The organism is Micromonospora sp. NPDC049497, from assembly GCF_044465805.1.
In the GTDB taxonomy this organism is placed as follows: Bacteria; Actinomycetota; Actinomycetes; order Mycobacteriales; family Micromonosporaceae; genus Micromonospora.
In genome coordinates this window covers 397456-414299 of record NZ_JBITMC010000002.1, presented here as the reverse complement: position 1 = coordinate 414299, position 16844 = coordinate 397456, and the positions used below count along the sequence as shown (strand labels likewise).

The following is a 16844-nucleotide window of genomic DNA, read 5'->3' as shown; positions in this document are numbered from 1 at the left end:
GCCGGCACCGCCTCAGCGGGGCGGGGTTACCAGGCCGGACTCGTAGGCCGCGATGACGAGGTGCACCCGGTCGCGCGCGTGCAGCTTGCTGAACAGGCGTGCCACGTGCGCCTTGGCGGTCGCCGCGCTGATGTGCAGCTCCTCGGCGATCTCGGCGTTGGACAACCCGCGGCCGACGAGGGTGAGCACCTCGCGTTCCCGGTCGGTCACGCCGGTCAGGGCGCGGACGGCCGGCGCGACGGCCGGGCGGTGGGCGAACTCGGCGATCAACCGTCGGGTGACCGACGGCGCGATCAGGGCGTCCCCCGCGGCCACGACCCGGATAGCGCCGAGAATGTCGTCCACCGCCATGTCCTTCACCAGGAAACCGCTGGCGCCGGCCCGCAGCGCGGCGTGCACGTGCTCGTCGTCGTCGAAGGTGGTGAGGACAAGCACCCGGGCCGGTCCCCCGGCCGCGGTGATCGCCCCGGTCGCCGCGATGCCGTCCGTACCCGGCATGCGCAGGTCCATCAACACCACGTCCGGCGCGACGTCCCGGGTCAGCCGGACCGCCTCCGCCCCGGTGCCGGCCTCGCCGACCACCTCGAGATCCGGCGCGTCCGCGATGAGCACCCGCAGGCCGGCGCGGACCAGGGGCTGGTCGTCGACGAGGAGGACCCGGATCATCACGCTGGACCCACCGGCAGCTCGGCGGCCACCCGGAAGCCGCCCTCCGGTCGCGGCCCGGCGGTGAACCGGCCGCCGAGCAACGTGGCTCGCTCCCGCATGCCGACGATCCCGTGCCCGTCGCCGCCGAGCGGACCACCTCGACCGTCGTCGACCACCTCGACGCGGACCCCGTCCGGCGCCTGCCGCACGATCACCCGGCACTGAAGGACCTGCGCGTGCCGGACCACGTTGGTCAGTGCCTCCTGCACGATCCGGTACGCGGCCAGCCCCACCTCCGCGGGCACCGGCGCCGGCCCGCCGTCGACGGCGAGCGTCACCCGCACCCCGGCGTCGGCCGCGGCCTCGACCAGCCGGTCGAGGTCGGCCAGCCCCGGCGTCGGGTCCAGCGGCGCGGCCTCGTGGTCCGGGCGGCGCAGAGCGCCGAGCGTACGGCGGAGCCCGGCGAGCGTCTCCCGGCTGGTGGCCTCGATGGTGGCGAGCGCTGCGCGGGCCTCCCCGGGTTGGGTCTCGATGACCCGCGCCCCCACGCCGGCCTGGATGGCGATCACGCCGATGCTGTGCGCGACCTGGTCGTGCAGTTCGCGGGCGATGCGCAGCCGTTCGGCGGTGACTGCCTCGGCCGCGGCGTGCGACCGCAGGGACGCCGCGTAGCGACGCCGCGCCCGGACCGAGTTGCCGACGGTCCAGGCGGTGGCGACGGCCAGCACGGAGAACGTGGCCCGGTTCAGCGGGTCGAAGCCGGTGTTGAGGAAGCTGGCGGCGACCTGGACGGTGAGCACGATCCCGGCGGCGGCCACCGAGACCCGACGGGAGCGGGTGGCGGCGACCACGCCGACGGCGAGGTCCACGGCCGCGAACTGGAGGTGGAAGACGTCGTCGTCGTAGCCGACGTCGCCGCCGTGGACCGTCCCGGCGGCCAGCGTCGCACCGGCCAGCATCAGGCCGAGCGCGGTCAGCGGGTAGCGCCGCAGCAGCAGCGCGGGCAGCGCCACGACCAGCACCGGCACCAGGTACCGCTCGGGCACCCACCAGCCGATGACGCCGAGGCCGTCGCCGCTGTCGGCGGCCACGCTCGCGTACACCCACAGCGGGGGCAGGACGAGGACGACGGCACCGGCCAGCGCCACGCGGAGCGCCGCCGGTCCACCGGCGGTGCGCGGCGGCGGGGCGACGTCCATGGGGACACCGTAGCCAGCCGGGCCGTGGACGGGCATCGGCCCGGAGGCGTACGCCCCGGGGCTGATCGCCGCCGCCGGATGTGGCCGCCGGGGCGACGATCCGGCGGCGGCCGGCCGGCAGCGTGGTCGGCATGATCGCACTGAACGCCCTGACGAAACGGTACGGCCGCACGACGGCGGTCGACGACCTCACCCTGACCGTGCGGCCCGGACACGTCACCGGATTCCTCGGTCCGAACGGTGCCGGCAAGTCCACGACACTGCGGATCATCCTCGGTCTCACCGCACCGACCAGCGGCAGCGCCACCGTCGGCGGGGTGCGATTCCGCGACCACCCGCGCGGACTGCACCACGCCGGGGCCCTGCTCGACGCCGGGGACGTGCACGGCGGCCGCAGCGCCCGGGCCCACCTGACCGCCCTCGCCCGCAGCAACGGCATCGGACGCGGCCGGGTCGAGGAGGTGCTGCGGGAGGTCGGTCTGGCAGCCGTCGCGCGACGGCGGATCGGCGGGTTCTCCCTCGGCATGCGGCAGCGGCTCGGCATCGCCGCCGCGCTGCTGGGCGACCCGCCGGTGCTGCTGTTCGACGAGCCCTTCAACGGCCTGGACCCGGAGGGTGTGCGCTGGGCACGGAACCTGTTGCGGCGACTGGCCGCGCAGGGCCGGACGGTCTTCGTCTCCAGTCACCTGATGAGCGAGATGGAGCACTGCGCCGACCACCTGGTGGTCCTCGGCCGGGGCCGGCTCATCGCCGAGGAGAGCCTGGCCGCGTTCGCCGCCCGCGGCGGCCGCACCGATGTCGTCGTCCGGACGCCGGACCCCGCCGCGCTGGCCGCCGTCCTTACTGCCGAGGGCGTGAGCGTACGCCGGGAGGACGGCGGACTGCTCGCGGTCACCGGGTTGGCCGCCGACCGGATCGGCGACCTCGCCCTGGCCCACGGGTTCCCGCTGCACGAGTTGACCACCCGTACCGCCTCGCTGGAGGAGGCCTTCATGGACCTGACCGCCGACACCGTCGAGTACGGCAGCCGGCCGTCCGCCCCCACCGTCACCGCCGGGGAACCACGGTGACCGCCGTGACCGACCGGACCAGCGGGGTCGACGCCGCCCGAAATGTGGTCCGCTTCCGCGACCTCGTCGCCGCCGAGTGGATCAAGATGTGGTCGCTGCGGTCCACCTGGTGGGCACTCGGCTTGATCCTGGTCTCGATGGTCGGTCTGGCCGCGTACGCGGCGCTGGCCACCACCGGCGGTTGGTCCGGGTGGTCGCCGGAGCAGCGGTCCCTGCACTCGCCGCTGGGCGACGCCTACCCGGACGAGGCGCAGCTGTTCGTCATCCTGGCGGCGAGCGCCGTCGGAGCGGTCGCGGTCGGCGGCGAGTACGCCAGTGGGCTGTTCCGCACGACCTTCGCCGCGGTACCCCGCCGGGGTGCGGTGGCCGCCGCCAAGCTCCTCGTGCTGGCCGCCGTGACCACCGCGGTCGGGGTGACCGGTGCGGCCGGCGCGTTCGCCGTCTCGCAGGCGATCCTCACCGACGTGGGCGCGCAGATGTCCGTCACCGACCCGGGCGCACTGCGCGGGATCACCGCGTCGGCCCTGCTGGTACCCGTGTCCGCGCTGGTCGGCACGGCGGTGGCCGCGCTGGTCCGGCACTCCGCGCCGGCGATCGTCGCCGCGACCGCCCTGCTGCTCCTGCTGCCGACCGCCCTGGACGAGGACGAACGGTGGACGGCGTTGCTCCGGCACGCGATGCCGGTGGCCGCCTGGCAGCGCCTGATGGAGACCGGAGAGCCGCCACCCTGGATCAGCTTGCCCTACCGCGCCACGGTCGGGGGCGCCTGGAGCACCTACGCGGTGTGGACGCTGGTGGCCGCCCTGCTCACGGTGGCGGCGATCCACCGCCGCGACCCCTGACCACTCCCCACCGACCCCGCCGGATGCGCGCGGCGGATGCGCGCTGCGGATGCGCGCTGCGGATGCGCGCGGCGGATGCGCGCTGCGGATGCGCGCTGCGGATGCGCGCTGCGGATGCGCGCTGCGGATGCGCGCTGCGGGTGTTAAGAAGGGGCCCCTGCTCTACCGGAGGCGTTAAGCGGGGGCCCCTCCTTACACCTCACGCGACGACGGACACCATCCGGCCGGCGACCACGATGACCTTGCGCGGCTCCTTGCCGGCCAGCGAAGTCGCCACCGCCTCCAGGGCCGCCGCGCGGACGGTCTCCTCGGACGCGTCGGCGGGGACCTCGATCCGGCCCCGGACCTTGCCGTTGACCTGCACCGGGTAGGTGACCGTCTCGGCGACCAGCAGGGCCGGGTCGGCGACCGGGAAGTCCGCGTACGTCAGCGACGTCTCGTGGCCCAGCCGGCGCCACAGCTCCTCGGCCACGTGCGGGGCGAACGGCGCCACCATCAGCACCAGCGGCTCGGCCACCTCGCGCGGGGTCTCCGACAGCCGGGTCAGCCCGTTGGTCAGCTCGATCAGCTTGGCGATCGCGGTGTTGAACCGGATCCCCTCCATGTCGCCGCGGACGCCGTCGATCACCTTGTGCAGCAGCCGCCGGGTCGCCTCGTCGGCGGGCGCGTCGGTGACCCGCAGGCCATCGGTCTGCTCGTCGACGACCGCCCGCCACACCCGCTGCAGGAACCGGTACGCCCCGACCACGGCCCGGGTCTCCCAGGGGCGGGACACCTCCAGGGGGCCCATCGACATCTCATACACCCGGAAGGTGTCCGCGCCGTACGCCGCGCACATCTCGTCGGGGGTGACGACGTTCTTCAGCGACTTGCCCATCTTGCCGTACTCGCGCTTGACCTGGGTGTCTCCCAGGTAGAAGCCGCCGTCGCGCTCGGTCACGTCCTCGGCCGGCACGTAGGCGCCCCGGGCGTCGGTGTACGCGTACGCCTGGATGTAGCCCTGGTTGAACAGCTTGCGGAACGGCTCGAACGACGAGACGTGGCCCAGGTCGTACAGCACCTTGTGCCAGAAGCGGGCGTACAGCAGGTGCAGCACGGCGTGCTCGGCGCCGCCGACGTACAGGTCGGTGCCACCGCAGTCGCCCTCGCCGCGCGGAGCCATCCAGTACCGCTCGTTCTCCGCGTCGACGAACCGGTCCGGGTTCGTCGGGTCCAGGTAGCGCAGCTCGTACCAGCAGGAGCCGGCCCACTGCGGCATCACGTTGGTCTCGCGGGTGTACCGCTTCGGCCCGTCACCCAGGTCCAGCTCCACCTCGACCCAGTCCCGGCGGCGCGACAGCGGCGTCTCCGGGTTGCTGTCGGCGTCGTCCGGGTCGAACGTCTTCGGGGAGAAGTCGTCCACCTCGGGCAGCTCGACCGGCAGCATCTCCTCCGGCAGCGCGATGGCGGCCCCGGTCTCGTCGTACACGATCGGGAACGGTTCGCCCCAGTACCGCTGCCGGGAGAACAGCCAGTCGCGCAGCCGCCAGGTGACCGCGCCCGCGCCGTGCCCGTTCGCCTCCAGCCAGGAGATCGCCGCCGCCTTCGCGTCGGCCACCCCCAGCCCGTCCAGGTCCAGGCCGCGGTCGGGCGCGGCGCTGTTGATCGCCGGCCCGTCCCCGGTGTACGCCTTGCCGGCGAAGCCCTCCGCCGGCTGCACGGTCCGGACGATCGGCAGCTCGAACACCTCGGCGAACGCCCAGTCCCGCTCGTCCTGCGCGGGCACCGCCATGATCGCGCCGGTGCCGTAGCCGGCCAGCACGTAGTCCGCCACGAACACCGGGATCCGCGCGCCGGTGGCCGGGTTGACGGCGTACGCGCCGACGAAGACGCCGGTCTTCTCCTTCGTCTCCGACTGCCGCTCGACGTCGGTCTTGGCCGCCGCCGCCTTCCGGTACGCCTCGACGGCCGCCCGCGGGCTGGCGTGCCCGCCGGTCCAGGCGTCCCGCGTCCCCTCCGGCCAGGTCGCCGGCACCAGCGCGTCGACCAGCCCGTGCTCGGGTGCCAGCACCATGTAGGTGGCGCCGAAGATGGTGTCCGGCCGGGTCGTGAACACCCGGATCGGCCCCTGGTCGGTGGCGAAGTCGATGTGCGCGCCGGTGGACCGCCCGATCCAGTTGCGCTGCATCAGCTTGATCGGCTCGGGCCAGTCCAGGGTGTCCAGGTCGTCCAGCAGCCGGTCGCCGTACGCGGTGATCCGCATCATCCACTGCTTCAGGTTCCGCTTGAAGACCGGGAAGTTGCCCCGCTCGGAGCGGCCGTCGGCGGTGACCTCCTCGTTGGCCAGCACGGTGCCCAGGCCCGGGCACCAGTTCACCGGGGCCTGCGACACGTACGCCAGCCGGTGGTCGTCGACGACCGCGCGTCGCTCGGCGACGGTCAGCTCGGCCCACGCGCGACCGTCCGGGGTGGGCCGGTTCCCGCCCTCGAACTCGGCGATCAGCTCGGCGATGGGGCGGGCCCGCTTCGCCTCGGTGTCGTACCAGGAGTTGAAGATCTGCAGGAAGATCCACTGGGTCCAGCGGTAGAAGTCGGTGTCGATGGTCGCCACCGAGCGGCGCTCGTCGTGGGCCAGGCCCAGTCGGCGCAGCTGCTCCTTGTACCGCTCGATGTTGGCCTCGGTGGTGGTACGCGGGTGGGTGCCGGTCTGCACCGCGTACTGCTCGGCGGGCAGGCCGAAGGCGTCGAAGCCCATGGCGTGCAGCACGTTGCGCCCGGCCATCCGCTGGTAGCGGGCGAAGCAGTCGGTGCCGATGTAGCCCAGCGGGTGACCGACGTGCAGGCCGGCACCCGACGGGTACGGGAACATGTCCAGCACGTACAGCTTCTCCGCGCCCGCGCGGGGGTGGTCCGGGTCGGCCAGCGGACCGGTCGGGTTCGGGGCGTGGAAGGTGCCCTCCCGCTGCCAGGTGTCCTGCCAACGCCGCTCGATCTCGCTGGCCAGGGTCGCGGTGTACCGGAACGGCGGAATGTCGCCCGCCGGTGCGGCTGCCTCACTCATGGCGTCTCCTCGCTTCACTGTGGCGGAGTGGCGTCCGTGCTGTCGTGCTCTGGTGGCTCGCCGGCCGCCGGTCCGACCGGCGGCGGGCACAAAAAAGCCCCTCGCGCAGGAGGGGCCGCCGTGCTGTCGCGCTCAGCGCATCAGCACGGCCCGGTAAGAAGCAGGAAGACTCCGGCCATGTCGGGAGTGTACCGCGCCGCGCCGGCCGCCACGTCGCGCGCCACCAGCGGCCGGGATGCGATCCCGCTTCGTGATAGTTCCGGGCACCCACAGCGACCGTCGAATTCCCCCGTCGGAACGAATATTCCGGGCGTAACCGGCCGACTACCTGCGGGGGTCGGCGGTAGCGAGAAACATGGTTAGCCTGAGAGGCCAGTGAGATTTCTGCGGCAGAAGAGGCTCGGCGTCGCGAACCCAACGACGGGTCCAGGTGCTCTTTACAGAGCTGCCGTGACGGCGACGAGGAGGAGGCCCGTGACACAACAGACCTGGGACGAGGTTGGCGGTGTGCTGCCGCACGACGAGTTCCGCGCCGCCAGTGAAGCCATCGTCTCGAACATCGAGCACGTCATCGAGGGTAAGACCGCCACCGTGCGGCTCGCCCTCGCCGTCCTGCTCGCCGAGGGCCACCTGCTCATCGAGGACGTCCCGGGCGTCGGCAAGACCAAGCTGGCCAAGGCCATGGCACGGTCGATCGACTGCTCCGTGCGGCGCATCCAGTTCACCCCCGACCTGCTGCCCAGCGACGTCACCGGCGTCAGCGTCTACAACCAGGAGACGCACGACTTCGAGTTCCGGCCCGGCGCCGTCTTCGCCAACCTGGTGGTCGGCGACGAGATCAACCGCGCCTCGCCGAAGACCCAGTCCGCGCTGCTGGAGTGCATGGAGGAGCGGCAGGTCACCGTCGACGGCGTGACGTACCAGCTCCAGACGCCGTTCATGGTCATCGCCACCCAGAACCCCATCGAGATGGAGGGGACCTACCCGCTGCCGGAGGCGCAGCGCGACCGGTTCACCGCCCGGATCGCCATGGGCTACCCGGACCCGAGCGCCGAGCTGGCCATGCTCGACGGCCACGGCGCCGTCGACCCGCTGAACGACCTGCGCCCGGTCTCCGACGCCAACACCGTGCGCCGGCTGATCGCGCACGTCCGGCAGGTGCACGTCGCCGACGTCGTGAAGCAGTACGCGATCGACCTGGTCACCGCCACCCGCGAGTCCCCCGACCTGCGCCTCGGCGCCTCCCCCCGGGCCACGCTCCAGCTGCTGCGCACCGCCCGCGCGGTCGCCGCCCTCGAGGGCCGTGACTACGTCCTCCCCGACGACCTCCAGGTGCTGGCCGTGCCCGTGATGGCGCACCGGATCATCCCGACCGCCGACGCCCAGCTGGCCCGGCGCACCACCGACGCGATCGTCTCCGACCTGGTGCACCGGCTTCCGCTGCCGCACGACCGCCAGCGCTCCCCGTACGACACGCGGCCCGCCACCGGCAACGGCCGCGGTCCGTACGAGCCGCGGAGGCCGTGACGTGCGCGACGGGCTGCGAGGGCTGACCACCCGCGGCCGATCGTTCCTGGCCGCCGGGGTGGCCGCGGCCGTCTCGGCCGGCATCCTCGGCGAGAAGGACCTGCTGCGGGTGGCGGTGCTGCTCGCGATCCTGCCGCTGCTCGCCGCCCTCTACGTCGGTCGCAGCCGCTACAAGCTGGCCTGCAACCGGTCGCTGGACCCGCACCGGGCGCCGGTCGGGGCGAACTCGCGGGTGGTGCTGCGCCTGCAGAACCTCTCCCGGCTGCCCACCGGCACCCTGCTCCTGGAGGACCGCCTGCCCTACGCGCTGGGCAGCCGGCCCCGGGTCGTGCTGGACCGGCTCGGCGCGCACCAGGCAAGTTCGGTGGCGTACACCGTGCGGGCCGACGTGCGCGGTCGCTACGAGGTCGGCCCGCTGGTGGTGCGGATGACCGACCCGTTCGGGCTGTGCGAGCTGACCCGCTCCTTCCCGAGCACCGACCGGCTGACGGTGATCCCGCAGGTCACCCCGCTGCCCTCGGTCCGGCTCGCCGGTGAGTACGCCGGCAGCGGCGACAGCCGGGCCCGCTCGGTGGCGGTGCACGGCGAGGACGACGCGGCCACCCGGGAGTACCGGGTGGGCGACGACCTGCGCCGGGTGCACTGGAAGTCGACGGCGCGCACCGGGGAGCTGATGGTGCGGCGCGAGGAGCAGCCCTGGGAGAGCCGGGCGACGGTCCTGCTGGACACCCGCGCGTACGGCCACCGGGGCGACGGCCCGACGGCCAGCTTCGAGTGGGCCGTCTCGGCCGCCGCGAGCGTCGCCGTGCACCTGCGGCAGGCCGGCTACAAGCTGCGCCTGGTGACCGGGTCCGGGGCCGACGTCGACGCCACCGAGGTGGCCGGCGACGGTCTGCTCCTCGACCACCTCGCCGAGGTCCGCCTCGACCAACGGGTCGAGATCACCACACTGGTGCAGCAGGTGCGGAAGCGGGCCGACGGTGGCCTGATCATCGGCCTGTTCGGGTCGTTGAGCACCGCCGAGGCCGAGTTGCTGGCCGGGCTGCGGGGCAACGGCGCCACCTGCGTGGCCTTCCTGATGGACAGCTCCACCTGGCTCAACCTGCCGACCAAGGCACGCGCCGAGGCCGACCAGGCGCACGGCGCCGCCGCGCTGGCCCTGCTGCAGAGCGGCTGGCGGGTGATCGGCGTCGACCACGGCGCTCGCCTGCCCGCGCTGTGGCCGCAGGCGGCCCGCGGTTCCCAGGGCTTCGCGCTGCGCGCGGCGCTGGCCGAGACGGTGGCCGGCGGCATGCGATGAACGGAAGGGTCCCCTCATGATCGCCCACCGGAACCTGGGCCTGGTGGCCGCCGCCGCGACGCTGCTCGCCGCGGCGCCGCTGTCGGCCATCTTCGAGCGCTGGACCTGGCTGATCCAGTCGACCATCGCGGTCGCCGTGGTCGCCGCCGTGGCGGCCCTCACCCGACTCGGCCGGATCCCGACGTGGGGTCAGGTGCTCGGCATGCTGGCCGGCCTCACCATCGCGCTGACCTGGCTGTTCCCCAGCGGCAACGAACTGCTCGCCGTCGTGCCCACGCCGGGCACCTTCGGGCACTTCGCGGACCTGCTGAGCGCCTCGCTGGAGGACATGCGCTCGTACGGCGTGAAGGTCCCCGACACCGACCCGCTGCTGTTCGTCACCGTGCTCGGCATCGGCGGCGTGGCCGTGCTGGTCGACCTGCTGGCCGTCGGCCTGCGCCGACCCGCTCTGGCCGGCCTGCCGATGCTGGCCGTCTACTCGGTTCCGGTGGCCGTCTACGTGGACAGCGTCCCGCCGGTGCCGTTCGTCATCGGCGCCGCCGGCTACCTGTGGCTGCTGGTCACCGACAACGTCGACCGGGTCCGTCGCTTCGGCCGCCGGTTCACCGGGGACGGCCGGGGCGTGGACGTGTGGGAGGCCTCGCCGCTCGCCTCGGCCGGGCGGCGACTGGCCGCCGTCGGGGTGGCGCTCGCCGTGGCCGTGCCCCTGGCCGTGCCGGGCATGACCGGTGGTCTGCTGGACACGATGGGCTCGGGCACCGGCGACGGCACCGGCCGCCCCGGTCAGGGTGGCGCCCCGGGGCGGGTCGACCTGTTCGCCGCTCTCAGCGGGCAGTTGAACCAGCGCGACGTCGTCGACTACCTCAAGGTCACGACCAACGAGTCGCAGCCGTTCTACCTGCGGTTCGGCGCCGCCGACCGGCTCGGGGCGGACGGCTTCCGGGTGCGCAATCCCAGCGGCAGCCCGGCCAACCGGGACCTGCCGGGTCCAGACGAGCCTGACCGGGCCGGGGTGGAGCGCACCCGCTACCGGGCCACGGTCGAGGCGACGAAGAACCTCAACATGCCGTTCCTGCCGGTCTACACCGAGGCGGTGCGGATCGAGGACCTCAACGGCAACTGGTACTACGACGACAACCTCCAGGTCGTCTTCTCCAACCGGGAGAACGCCCGCGGCAAGCGCTACGAGTTCGAGTACGTGCGCACCACGTACACCCCGTCGGCGCTCCGACAGGCGACGCCGCTGCCGGCCGACCACCCCCTCCGGACGGAGCAACAGACCCGGACGCCGCCGGTGCCGGAGGTCGAGGCGCTGGTCCGGGGACTGGTGGAGGGCAAGGGCACCGAGTACGACAAGGTGCGGGCGATCTACGACTACTTCTCCTCGGAGAACGGCTTCAGCTACAAGCTGAGCACCGAGGGCGGCACCAGCGACCAGGACATCGTCAACTTCCTCACCAACAAGGTGGGCTTCTGCCAGCAGTACTCGGCAGCGATGGCGTGGCTGGTCCGGGCGGCCGGCATCCCGGCCCGCGTGGCGTTCGGCTTCGCCAACGGCGCGAACTCCGGCGACGGCACCTACACGCTGACCAACCGGAACCTGCACGCGTGGACCGAGGTCTACTTCGACGGGTTCGGCTGGGTGCCGTTCGACGCCACCCCGGCGTACGGCGTCAGCGGCTCGACCCGGTCGGCCTGGGCGCCCGACACCGACGCCCCGGAGGAGACCACGCCGGACGCCGGCGCGACGGCGGCCCCGACCGGGCCGGAGGCCACGGCGAGCGCCGACCGCCGCCAACCAGGGCAGGAGGACCCGGCCTCCGGGCTTCCGCTGGACTCGGCGACGCCGTCCGGCGAGGCGCCGGTGTGGCCGTGGTGGGTGGCCGGCGCGCTGGCCCTGCTCGCCCTGCTCGCCCTCCCGGCACTGCGCCGGCTCGCCCTGCGTCGACGACGCAGCGGTCGGGTGGCGCCGGCCGCCACCGCGGCGGCGGCGACCACGCCCGCCGTGGACGGGGCCACCGACGGGCGGCGGATGGTGGTCCTGGCCGACGCCGACCGGGCGCGGGCCGACGCGCACGCGGCCTGGGACGAGTTGCTGGACACCCTGGTGGACTTCCGGGTCCGGATCGACCGGACGGAGACGCCGCGGGCCACCGCCGACCGGCTCGCCCGGGAGGGGTTGCGGGAGCACTCCGACGCCGCCACCGCGGCGCGGCTGCTCGGTCGGGCCGAGGAGCGGGCGAGCTACGCCCGGGACCCGCTCAGCGGTGAGGACCTGCGCCCGGCCCTGCGCCAGGTACGCGGTGCGCTCGCGGCCACCGCCGACCGCCGCACCCGGATCCTGGCCACTGTGCTGCCTCCGTCGGTGCTGCTGCGCTGGCGGACCGCCACGGCCGACACGTCCTCCCGTCTCGTGACCGGGTACGGCCGGGCCCGCTACCGCATGGTCCGGTGGAGCCCGCGCCGCCTGCTCGCCGGCCGCCTGGCCCGCTGACGACCAACCCACCCACCCACCAGGGCGCTCACTGACCGCGGCGCTCATCCGCTGCCGGGCCGGGATGTCTTCCGACCCGGCAGCTCTGTCTTCCGGCCGGGCCGGGCGCCGGACAGCTCGATGCCGTTCGGCTGATGTCACTCAGACATATTCATGTCACGCAGACATCACGCCGCCGCGGCCTGCACCTCGCCAGGCCCACCGCACCGGGTCATCCCTCGATGTCCAGACGCGCGGGGTAGCCACGACGGGATCATCCGGCCTCCGAGCATCAGCAAGATCTTGGAAGAAAGTGGCCCCCCGAGGGGCCCGGATCTTCCAAGATCTCTCGAGAACGAGGCGGCCCCAGGCCGCAGGCGGGGCCCAAGGGCCGGCCGGCGGGGGCCCAAGGGGCCAGCGGGCGGGCCGGCGGGGCCAGCGGGCGGGGCCGGCGGGGCCGGCGGGCGGGGCCGGCGGGGCCGGCGGGCGGGGCCGGCGGGGCCGGCGGGCGGGGCCGGCGGGCGGGGCCGGCGGGGCCGGCGGGCGGGGCCGGCGGGATCAGCAGGACGCGAATCGGGCGCCGGGGCGCACGGGAACGCCGAACGTCGCCGGTCAGCCCGGCGACCGGACAGGCGCCGGGCCGGGTCGGGTTACCGCCTCAGCGGCGGACCGTGGTCAGCGGTGCCCCTCCGGGCGCTGCCGCCACCGGTCCTCCATGCGATCCAGGATCGAAGGGCGGCGACCGGTTCGACCGCGGGGACGGCGACGACTCGTCGTGCCACCCACCACGTGCAGGTCGGGCGACTGCGCCCGACGGTGCGACTGCACCCCGTAGCCCAGCGCGCCCAGCATGACGACGAACCCCGCCACTGCCAGCGGCGGAGTGGCGATCACCGCGCCGTACACCAACAGGGCGAGGCCAACGACGACCACGACGGCGGCCACGAGCAGGCGACGCCGCGTCAGAAAACGCGGGTCACTGGCGCGCACGGCCGAGGCGAATTTGGGGTCCTCGGCAAGCGACCGCTCGATCTGCTCGAACAGCCGCTGCTCGTGCTCCGAGAGCGGCACGGCACTCCTCCCCGGTCATGTTGGTCGGGCCCGGGCGGGCCGACAGACCGTGGCAGCCATCCGGCTGCTTACCCGCAAGTCTACGAGGGCCCTCGCGCGTCGGAAAGCGGGACGACCTATGGCCGGGGTGGATTTTCCTTTTGTTGGCGGTCGCGGGCAGCGAGCAGACTGGCCGGACCTATGACGGACCGCCCGAAACGGGCAGCAGCGGCGTCCGCGGCAGCTTCCGCTTCGCGCCATCCGCGCTCGGGCGCGCCGAGGGTGAGCTGTCGAGGGGTGTCCTGGACCGGCGCGAGCCCCTCGGCGCGTACGCCGACCAGCCGGATCCGCTCACCGGGGTCGAGTGCGGTGTAGAGGGCCCAGGTCGTGTCGAACAGCTCCCGTGCCACATCCGTCGGCACGCCGAGGGTGCGGGACCGGTTGACGGTGCGGAAGTCGGCCATCCGGACCTTCAACGACACCGTACGCCCCACCTGGCCCGCCCGGCGCAGCCGGACCCCGACCTTCTCGGAGAGGGCGAGCAGAGCGCGGCGGATCTCGACCGGGTCGGCGACGTCGTTGTCGAAGGTCACCTCGGCGCCGATCGACTTCTCCACGTGCTCGGGGCTCACCCGGCGCGGGTCACGGCCCCAGGCCAGCTCGTGCAGGTGCCGGGCGGACGCCTCGCCGAGGGCCTTGCGCAGCATGCCGTAGGGCGCCTCGGCCAGGTCAACGATGGTGGTCAGGCCGAGGCGGCGCAGCGTCTCGGCGGACCGCTCCCCCACCCCCCACAGCGCCGACACCGGTAGCGGGTGCAGGAAGTCGAGCACCTGATCTGCCGGGATCACCAGCAGGCCGTCGGGCTTGGCCCGGGTGGAGCCGAGCTTGGCGACGAACTTGCTCGGTGCCACACCGACCGAGCAGGTCAGCCCCTCCTCCCCCGCGACCCGTTCCCGGATCCGCCGGGCGATGGTGGCCGGTGGCCCGAACAGCCGTCGCGCACCGGCCACGTCGAGGAACGCCTCGTCCAGGGAGAGCGGCTCGACCAGCGGGGTGACGTCGCGGAAGATCTGCATGACCGCCCGGGACGCGGCCGAGTAGGCCGGAAAGTCCGGCGGCAGGAAGACCGCGTGCGGGCAGAGCGCCCGGGCGCGCATGGTCGGCATGGCGCTGCGGACGCCGTACCGTCGGGCCTCGTAGCTGGCGGAGCTGACCACGCCGCGCGGCCCGATGCCGCCGACCACGACGGCCCGGCCGCGCAGCTCCGGCCGGGCACGCACCTCGACGGAGGCGAAGAAGGCGTCCATGTCGACGTGCAGCACGGTGCAGTCGGTGTCGTCGGCGTCCGGCCCGAAACGCGGATCGCCGCCCCTCGGCAACGACTGACTGCGACCCATGACCGCAGGCTAGCCCCCGGGTCCGACGACACCGCGGGCGGAGCGCGGCGGGCGCCGGCCGGTCAGCCCCGGACGACCAGCAGGGGGATGGTCATCTCCGCCGCGGTGTCGGCACCGTGGTACGCCACCAGACGCGACGCCATCGGCGGTTCGGACCGGCTGGCGAGGACGGCGTGGGTGCCGTTGCTGACCACGACCACGTCGCCGATGCGGGCTAGGTGCTCCTCGGGCACCGGGCCGAACCATCCGTCGGCGACCATCTCCTCCCGGGTCCGCACCCGGGCCGTGTCACCGAGCACCGTCGACCAGTTGGCGACGACGTCGTCGCGGGCGCCCGGCTGGACGTGCAGGTAGCGGACCCGGGGCTCGCCGGCGACCACCGCCACCCCGGCGCGCAGCCGGGGATCGGTGTCCAGGTCGACGCGGTGTCCGGCCGGGATGTCGAGCTGGCCGTGGTCGGCGGTGACGAGCAACGCCGCGTCCGGCGGCAGCCCGTCGACCAGTCGGGCGAGCAGCCGGTCCACGTCCGCGGCGGCGGTCCGCCAGGGCACCGAGTCGACTCCGGTGAGGTGGCCGTGCCGGTCCAGGTCGGGGTGGTAGCCGGAGACCAGGGTGGGTCCGGAGCCGGCGGCGAGCGCCGTGAGCATCTGCCCGGCCAGCGCGTCGACGCCGGTCGCGCCCCGGTAGTCGCCGCCCCGGTTGGCGGCCACGGTCAGCCCGCTGCCGCCGAACTCGGGCCGGCTCACCACGGTCACCGCGACTCCCGCCGCCTGCGCCCGCTGCAACTGGGTGGGGACCGGCTGCCAGCGCGTCGGCTCGGGGTCGGCCGCCCACTCCACGTGATTGAGGACCCGGTCGGTCCCGGGGATCCGCAGGGTGAACCCGAGCACCCCGTGCGCGCCGGGCGCGGTGCCCGTGCCGAGCGTCACCAGGCTCGTCGGCGTGGTGGAGGGGAAGGGGGAGGTGAGCGGGCGGCCGGCGGTCGCGGCCAACGCGGCCAGGGTCGGGGCGTACGGGGCGGCGGTCGGGATCTGGTGCCAGCCGAGGCCGTCGACCAGCAGGACCGCGACGCGGCGTACCCCGTCGAGGGTGGTGCGCAGGCCGAGCGTGTCGGCGGCTCCGGGCACCCCGAGCACCGCGAGCGCGGCCGGCAGGACGTCGGCGAGACTCGCCTCGCCGTAGCGGGGCGCGACGATCTCCAGCGACCCGGGGGGACCGCTCATGCCGGCCGGCGGGCGAACAGGTGCAGCTGGGCGGCGAGGTCCCGCCAGGGGGCCCGCGCGGCGAGTGCCCGCTCCAACTCGATCAGCGCGGTCGGCTGGCCGTCGGCGACGGCGGCGGGCAGCAGGTCGGCGAGGACACGTACGCCGTGGATCTCCTCGACCGCGAGCCCACCGGAGGTCAGCAGCGCGGCGGCGCTCTCGGCGTCGTACCGCCGACGCGCGGTGTCCCGCGGTCCGGCGGTGCCGGCGGGGTCGTCGGCCAGCGCCGCGGCGACGTCCAGGTGACCGTTCATCGCCCTGCCGAGCACGGCGGCGGCCCGACCGGCGACGAGCACGCTGGCGGCCCCACCCGGGCGCAGCGCGGCGGCGAGGGCGGCCACCACCGGCGCCGGGTCGTCGACGACCTCCAGGACGGAGTGGCAGAGGACCAGGTCGGCGCTGGCCGGCTCAACCAGCCCGGCGAGCGCGTCGCCGTCGCCCTGCACGGCGCGTACGCGGTCCGCGACCCCGGCCTCGGCGGCCCGTCGGGTCAGTGCGGCGAGCGCGTCGGGACTGGCGTCGACCACGGTGACGCGGTGCCCGGCGTGGGCCAGCGGTACGGCGAAGCCGCCGGTGCCGCCACCCACGTCGAGCACGGTCAACGGGGTGTCCCCACGGCGGTCCAGTTCGGCGCGCAGCACCGACCAGATCACGGCGGTACGGGGGGTCAGCGGCGGCCCGGCGAGGCGGCCTCGGGTCTGCTCCACCCCGACGAGCCTAGTCACCTGGTCCAGACCCGCCGGTGCCCCGCCCGCCGGGCGGTCAGGCCTCGCCCTCGGCGCCGTTCTCCTCGGCGCGGGAGCGCAGGGCGTTGGCGACCGGGCCCTCGGTGACCTCGTACTCCCGAGGCTCGGTGTGGTGGCCCGGCACCCAGCCGGCGCCGAGTCGGGTCCGGCGGGAGTTGGCCACCCCGCCGCGGTACGCGTGATTACCGGTCATCGGTTCGTTCCCCCTCGTGCGCGCGGGCGACTCTGCCCGTGCGGGCTGCAAGTCTCCCGCTGGGCGGGACGGAAAACCGTAATGTGGATCACTCCGG

General features: G+C 74.2%; 13 protein-coding genes. 5 read left to right on the top strand and 8 right to left on the bottom strand.

Annotated elements, in window-relative coordinates:
- Nucleotides 1-12: 12 nt before the first annotated feature.
- Both ACIBR0_RS05185 and ACIBR0_RS05180 read right to left on the bottom strand, forming a co-directional pair.
- Nucleotides 13-669 (bottom strand): response regulator, encoded by a 657-nt coding sequence (locus ACIBR0_RS05185; protein ID WP_396712771.1) that lies wholly within the window; start codon nt 667-669, stop codon nt 13-15.
- On the bottom strand, nt 666-1847 hold the full coding sequence (locus ACIBR0_RS05180; RefSeq protein ID WP_396712770.1) for a sensor histidine kinase: 1182 nt from the start codon (nt 1845-1847) through the stop codon (nt 666-668). Before ACIBR0_RS05180 ends, ACIBR0_RS05185 begins: the two co-directional genes overlap by 4 nt.
- Nucleotides 1848-1978: 131 nt before the next feature.
- Between ACIBR0_RS05180 and ACIBR0_RS05175 the strand changes: the two genes are divergently transcribed.
- Both ACIBR0_RS05175 and ACIBR0_RS05170 read left to right on the top strand, forming a co-directional pair.
- Nucleotides 1979-2917: an ABC transporter ATP-binding protein gene (locus tag ACIBR0_RS05175; protein ID WP_396712769.1), complete on the top strand. Its 939-nt coding sequence runs from the start codon at nt 1979-1981 to the stop codon at nt 2915-2917.
- A gap of 5 nt (nt 2918-2922) precedes the next feature.
- Nucleotides 2923-3759, top strand: a complete 837-nt coding sequence (locus ACIBR0_RS05170; protein WP_396712768.1) for a hypothetical protein — start codon at nt 2923-2925, stop codon at nt 3757-3759.
- Nucleotides 3760-3958: 199 nt separating this feature from the next.
- Here ACIBR0_RS05170 and leuS read toward each other — a convergent pair whose 3' ends face one another.
- Nucleotides 3959-6799 (bottom strand): leucine--tRNA ligase, encoded by a 2841-nt coding sequence (leuS, locus tag ACIBR0_RS05165; RefSeq protein ID WP_396712767.1) that lies wholly within the window; start codon nt 6797-6799, stop codon nt 3959-3961.
- A 474-nt stretch (nt 6800-7273) separates the two neighbouring features.
- Between leuS and ACIBR0_RS05160 the strand changes: the two genes are divergently transcribed.
- From ACIBR0_RS05160 to ACIBR0_RS05150, 3 genes are read left to right on the top strand one after another with little or no spacing between them, the layout of a single operon-like run.
- Nucleotides 7274-8326 carry a MoxR family ATPase gene (locus ACIBR0_RS05160; RefSeq protein ID WP_357034957.1) on the top strand — a complete coding sequence of 351 codons (1053 nt, stop codon included), beginning with the start codon at nt 7274-7276 and terminating at the stop codon, nt 8324-8326.
- 1 nt (nt 8327) lies between these two features.
- Nucleotides 8328-9626 carry a DUF58 domain-containing protein gene (locus tag ACIBR0_RS05155; protein WP_396712766.1) on the top strand — a complete coding sequence of 433 codons (1299 nt, stop codon included), beginning with the start codon at nt 8328-8330 and terminating at the stop codon, nt 9624-9626.
- A 16-nt stretch (nt 9627-9642) separates the two neighbouring features.
- On the top strand, nt 9643-12120 hold the full coding sequence (locus ACIBR0_RS05150; RefSeq protein WP_396712765.1) for a DUF3488 and DUF4129 domain-containing transglutaminase family protein: 2478 nt from the start codon (nt 9643-9645) through the stop codon (nt 12118-12120).
- Nucleotides 12121-12774: 654 nt separating this feature from the next.
- Here the strand turns inward: ACIBR0_RS05150 and ACIBR0_RS05145 are convergent.
- The 5 genes from ACIBR0_RS05145 to ACIBR0_RS05125 form a co-directional block, all read right to left on the bottom strand.
- Nucleotides 12775-13170 carry a DUF3040 domain-containing protein gene (locus tag ACIBR0_RS05145; RefSeq protein WP_396712764.1) on the bottom strand — a complete coding sequence of 132 codons (396 nt, stop codon included), beginning with the start codon at nt 13168-13170 and terminating at the stop codon, nt 12775-12777.
- Nucleotides 13171-13286: 116 nt separating this feature from the next.
- Nucleotides 13287-14546 (bottom strand): DNA polymerase IV, encoded by a 1260-nt coding sequence (locus ACIBR0_RS05140; RefSeq protein WP_396712763.1) that lies wholly within the window; start codon nt 14544-14546, stop codon nt 13287-13289.
- 62 nt (nt 14547-14608) lie between these two features.
- A complete protein-coding gene (locus ACIBR0_RS05135; RefSeq protein ID WP_396712762.1) occupies nt 14609-15769 on the bottom strand; it encodes an alkaline phosphatase family protein in 1161 nt (386 codons plus the stop codon).
- A complete protein-coding gene (locus ACIBR0_RS05130; RefSeq protein ID WP_396712761.1) occupies nt 15766-16533 on the bottom strand; it encodes a methyltransferase domain-containing protein in 768 nt (255 codons plus the stop codon). Before ACIBR0_RS05130 ends, ACIBR0_RS05135 begins: the two co-directional genes overlap by 4 nt.
- Before the next feature lie 37 nt (nt 16534-16570).
- A complete protein-coding gene (locus ACIBR0_RS05125) occupies nt 16571-16747 on the bottom strand; it encodes a hypothetical protein (RefSeq protein ID WP_357042787.1) in 177 nt (58 codons plus the stop codon).
- Between the last annotated feature and the right edge of the window lie 97 nt (nt 16748-16844).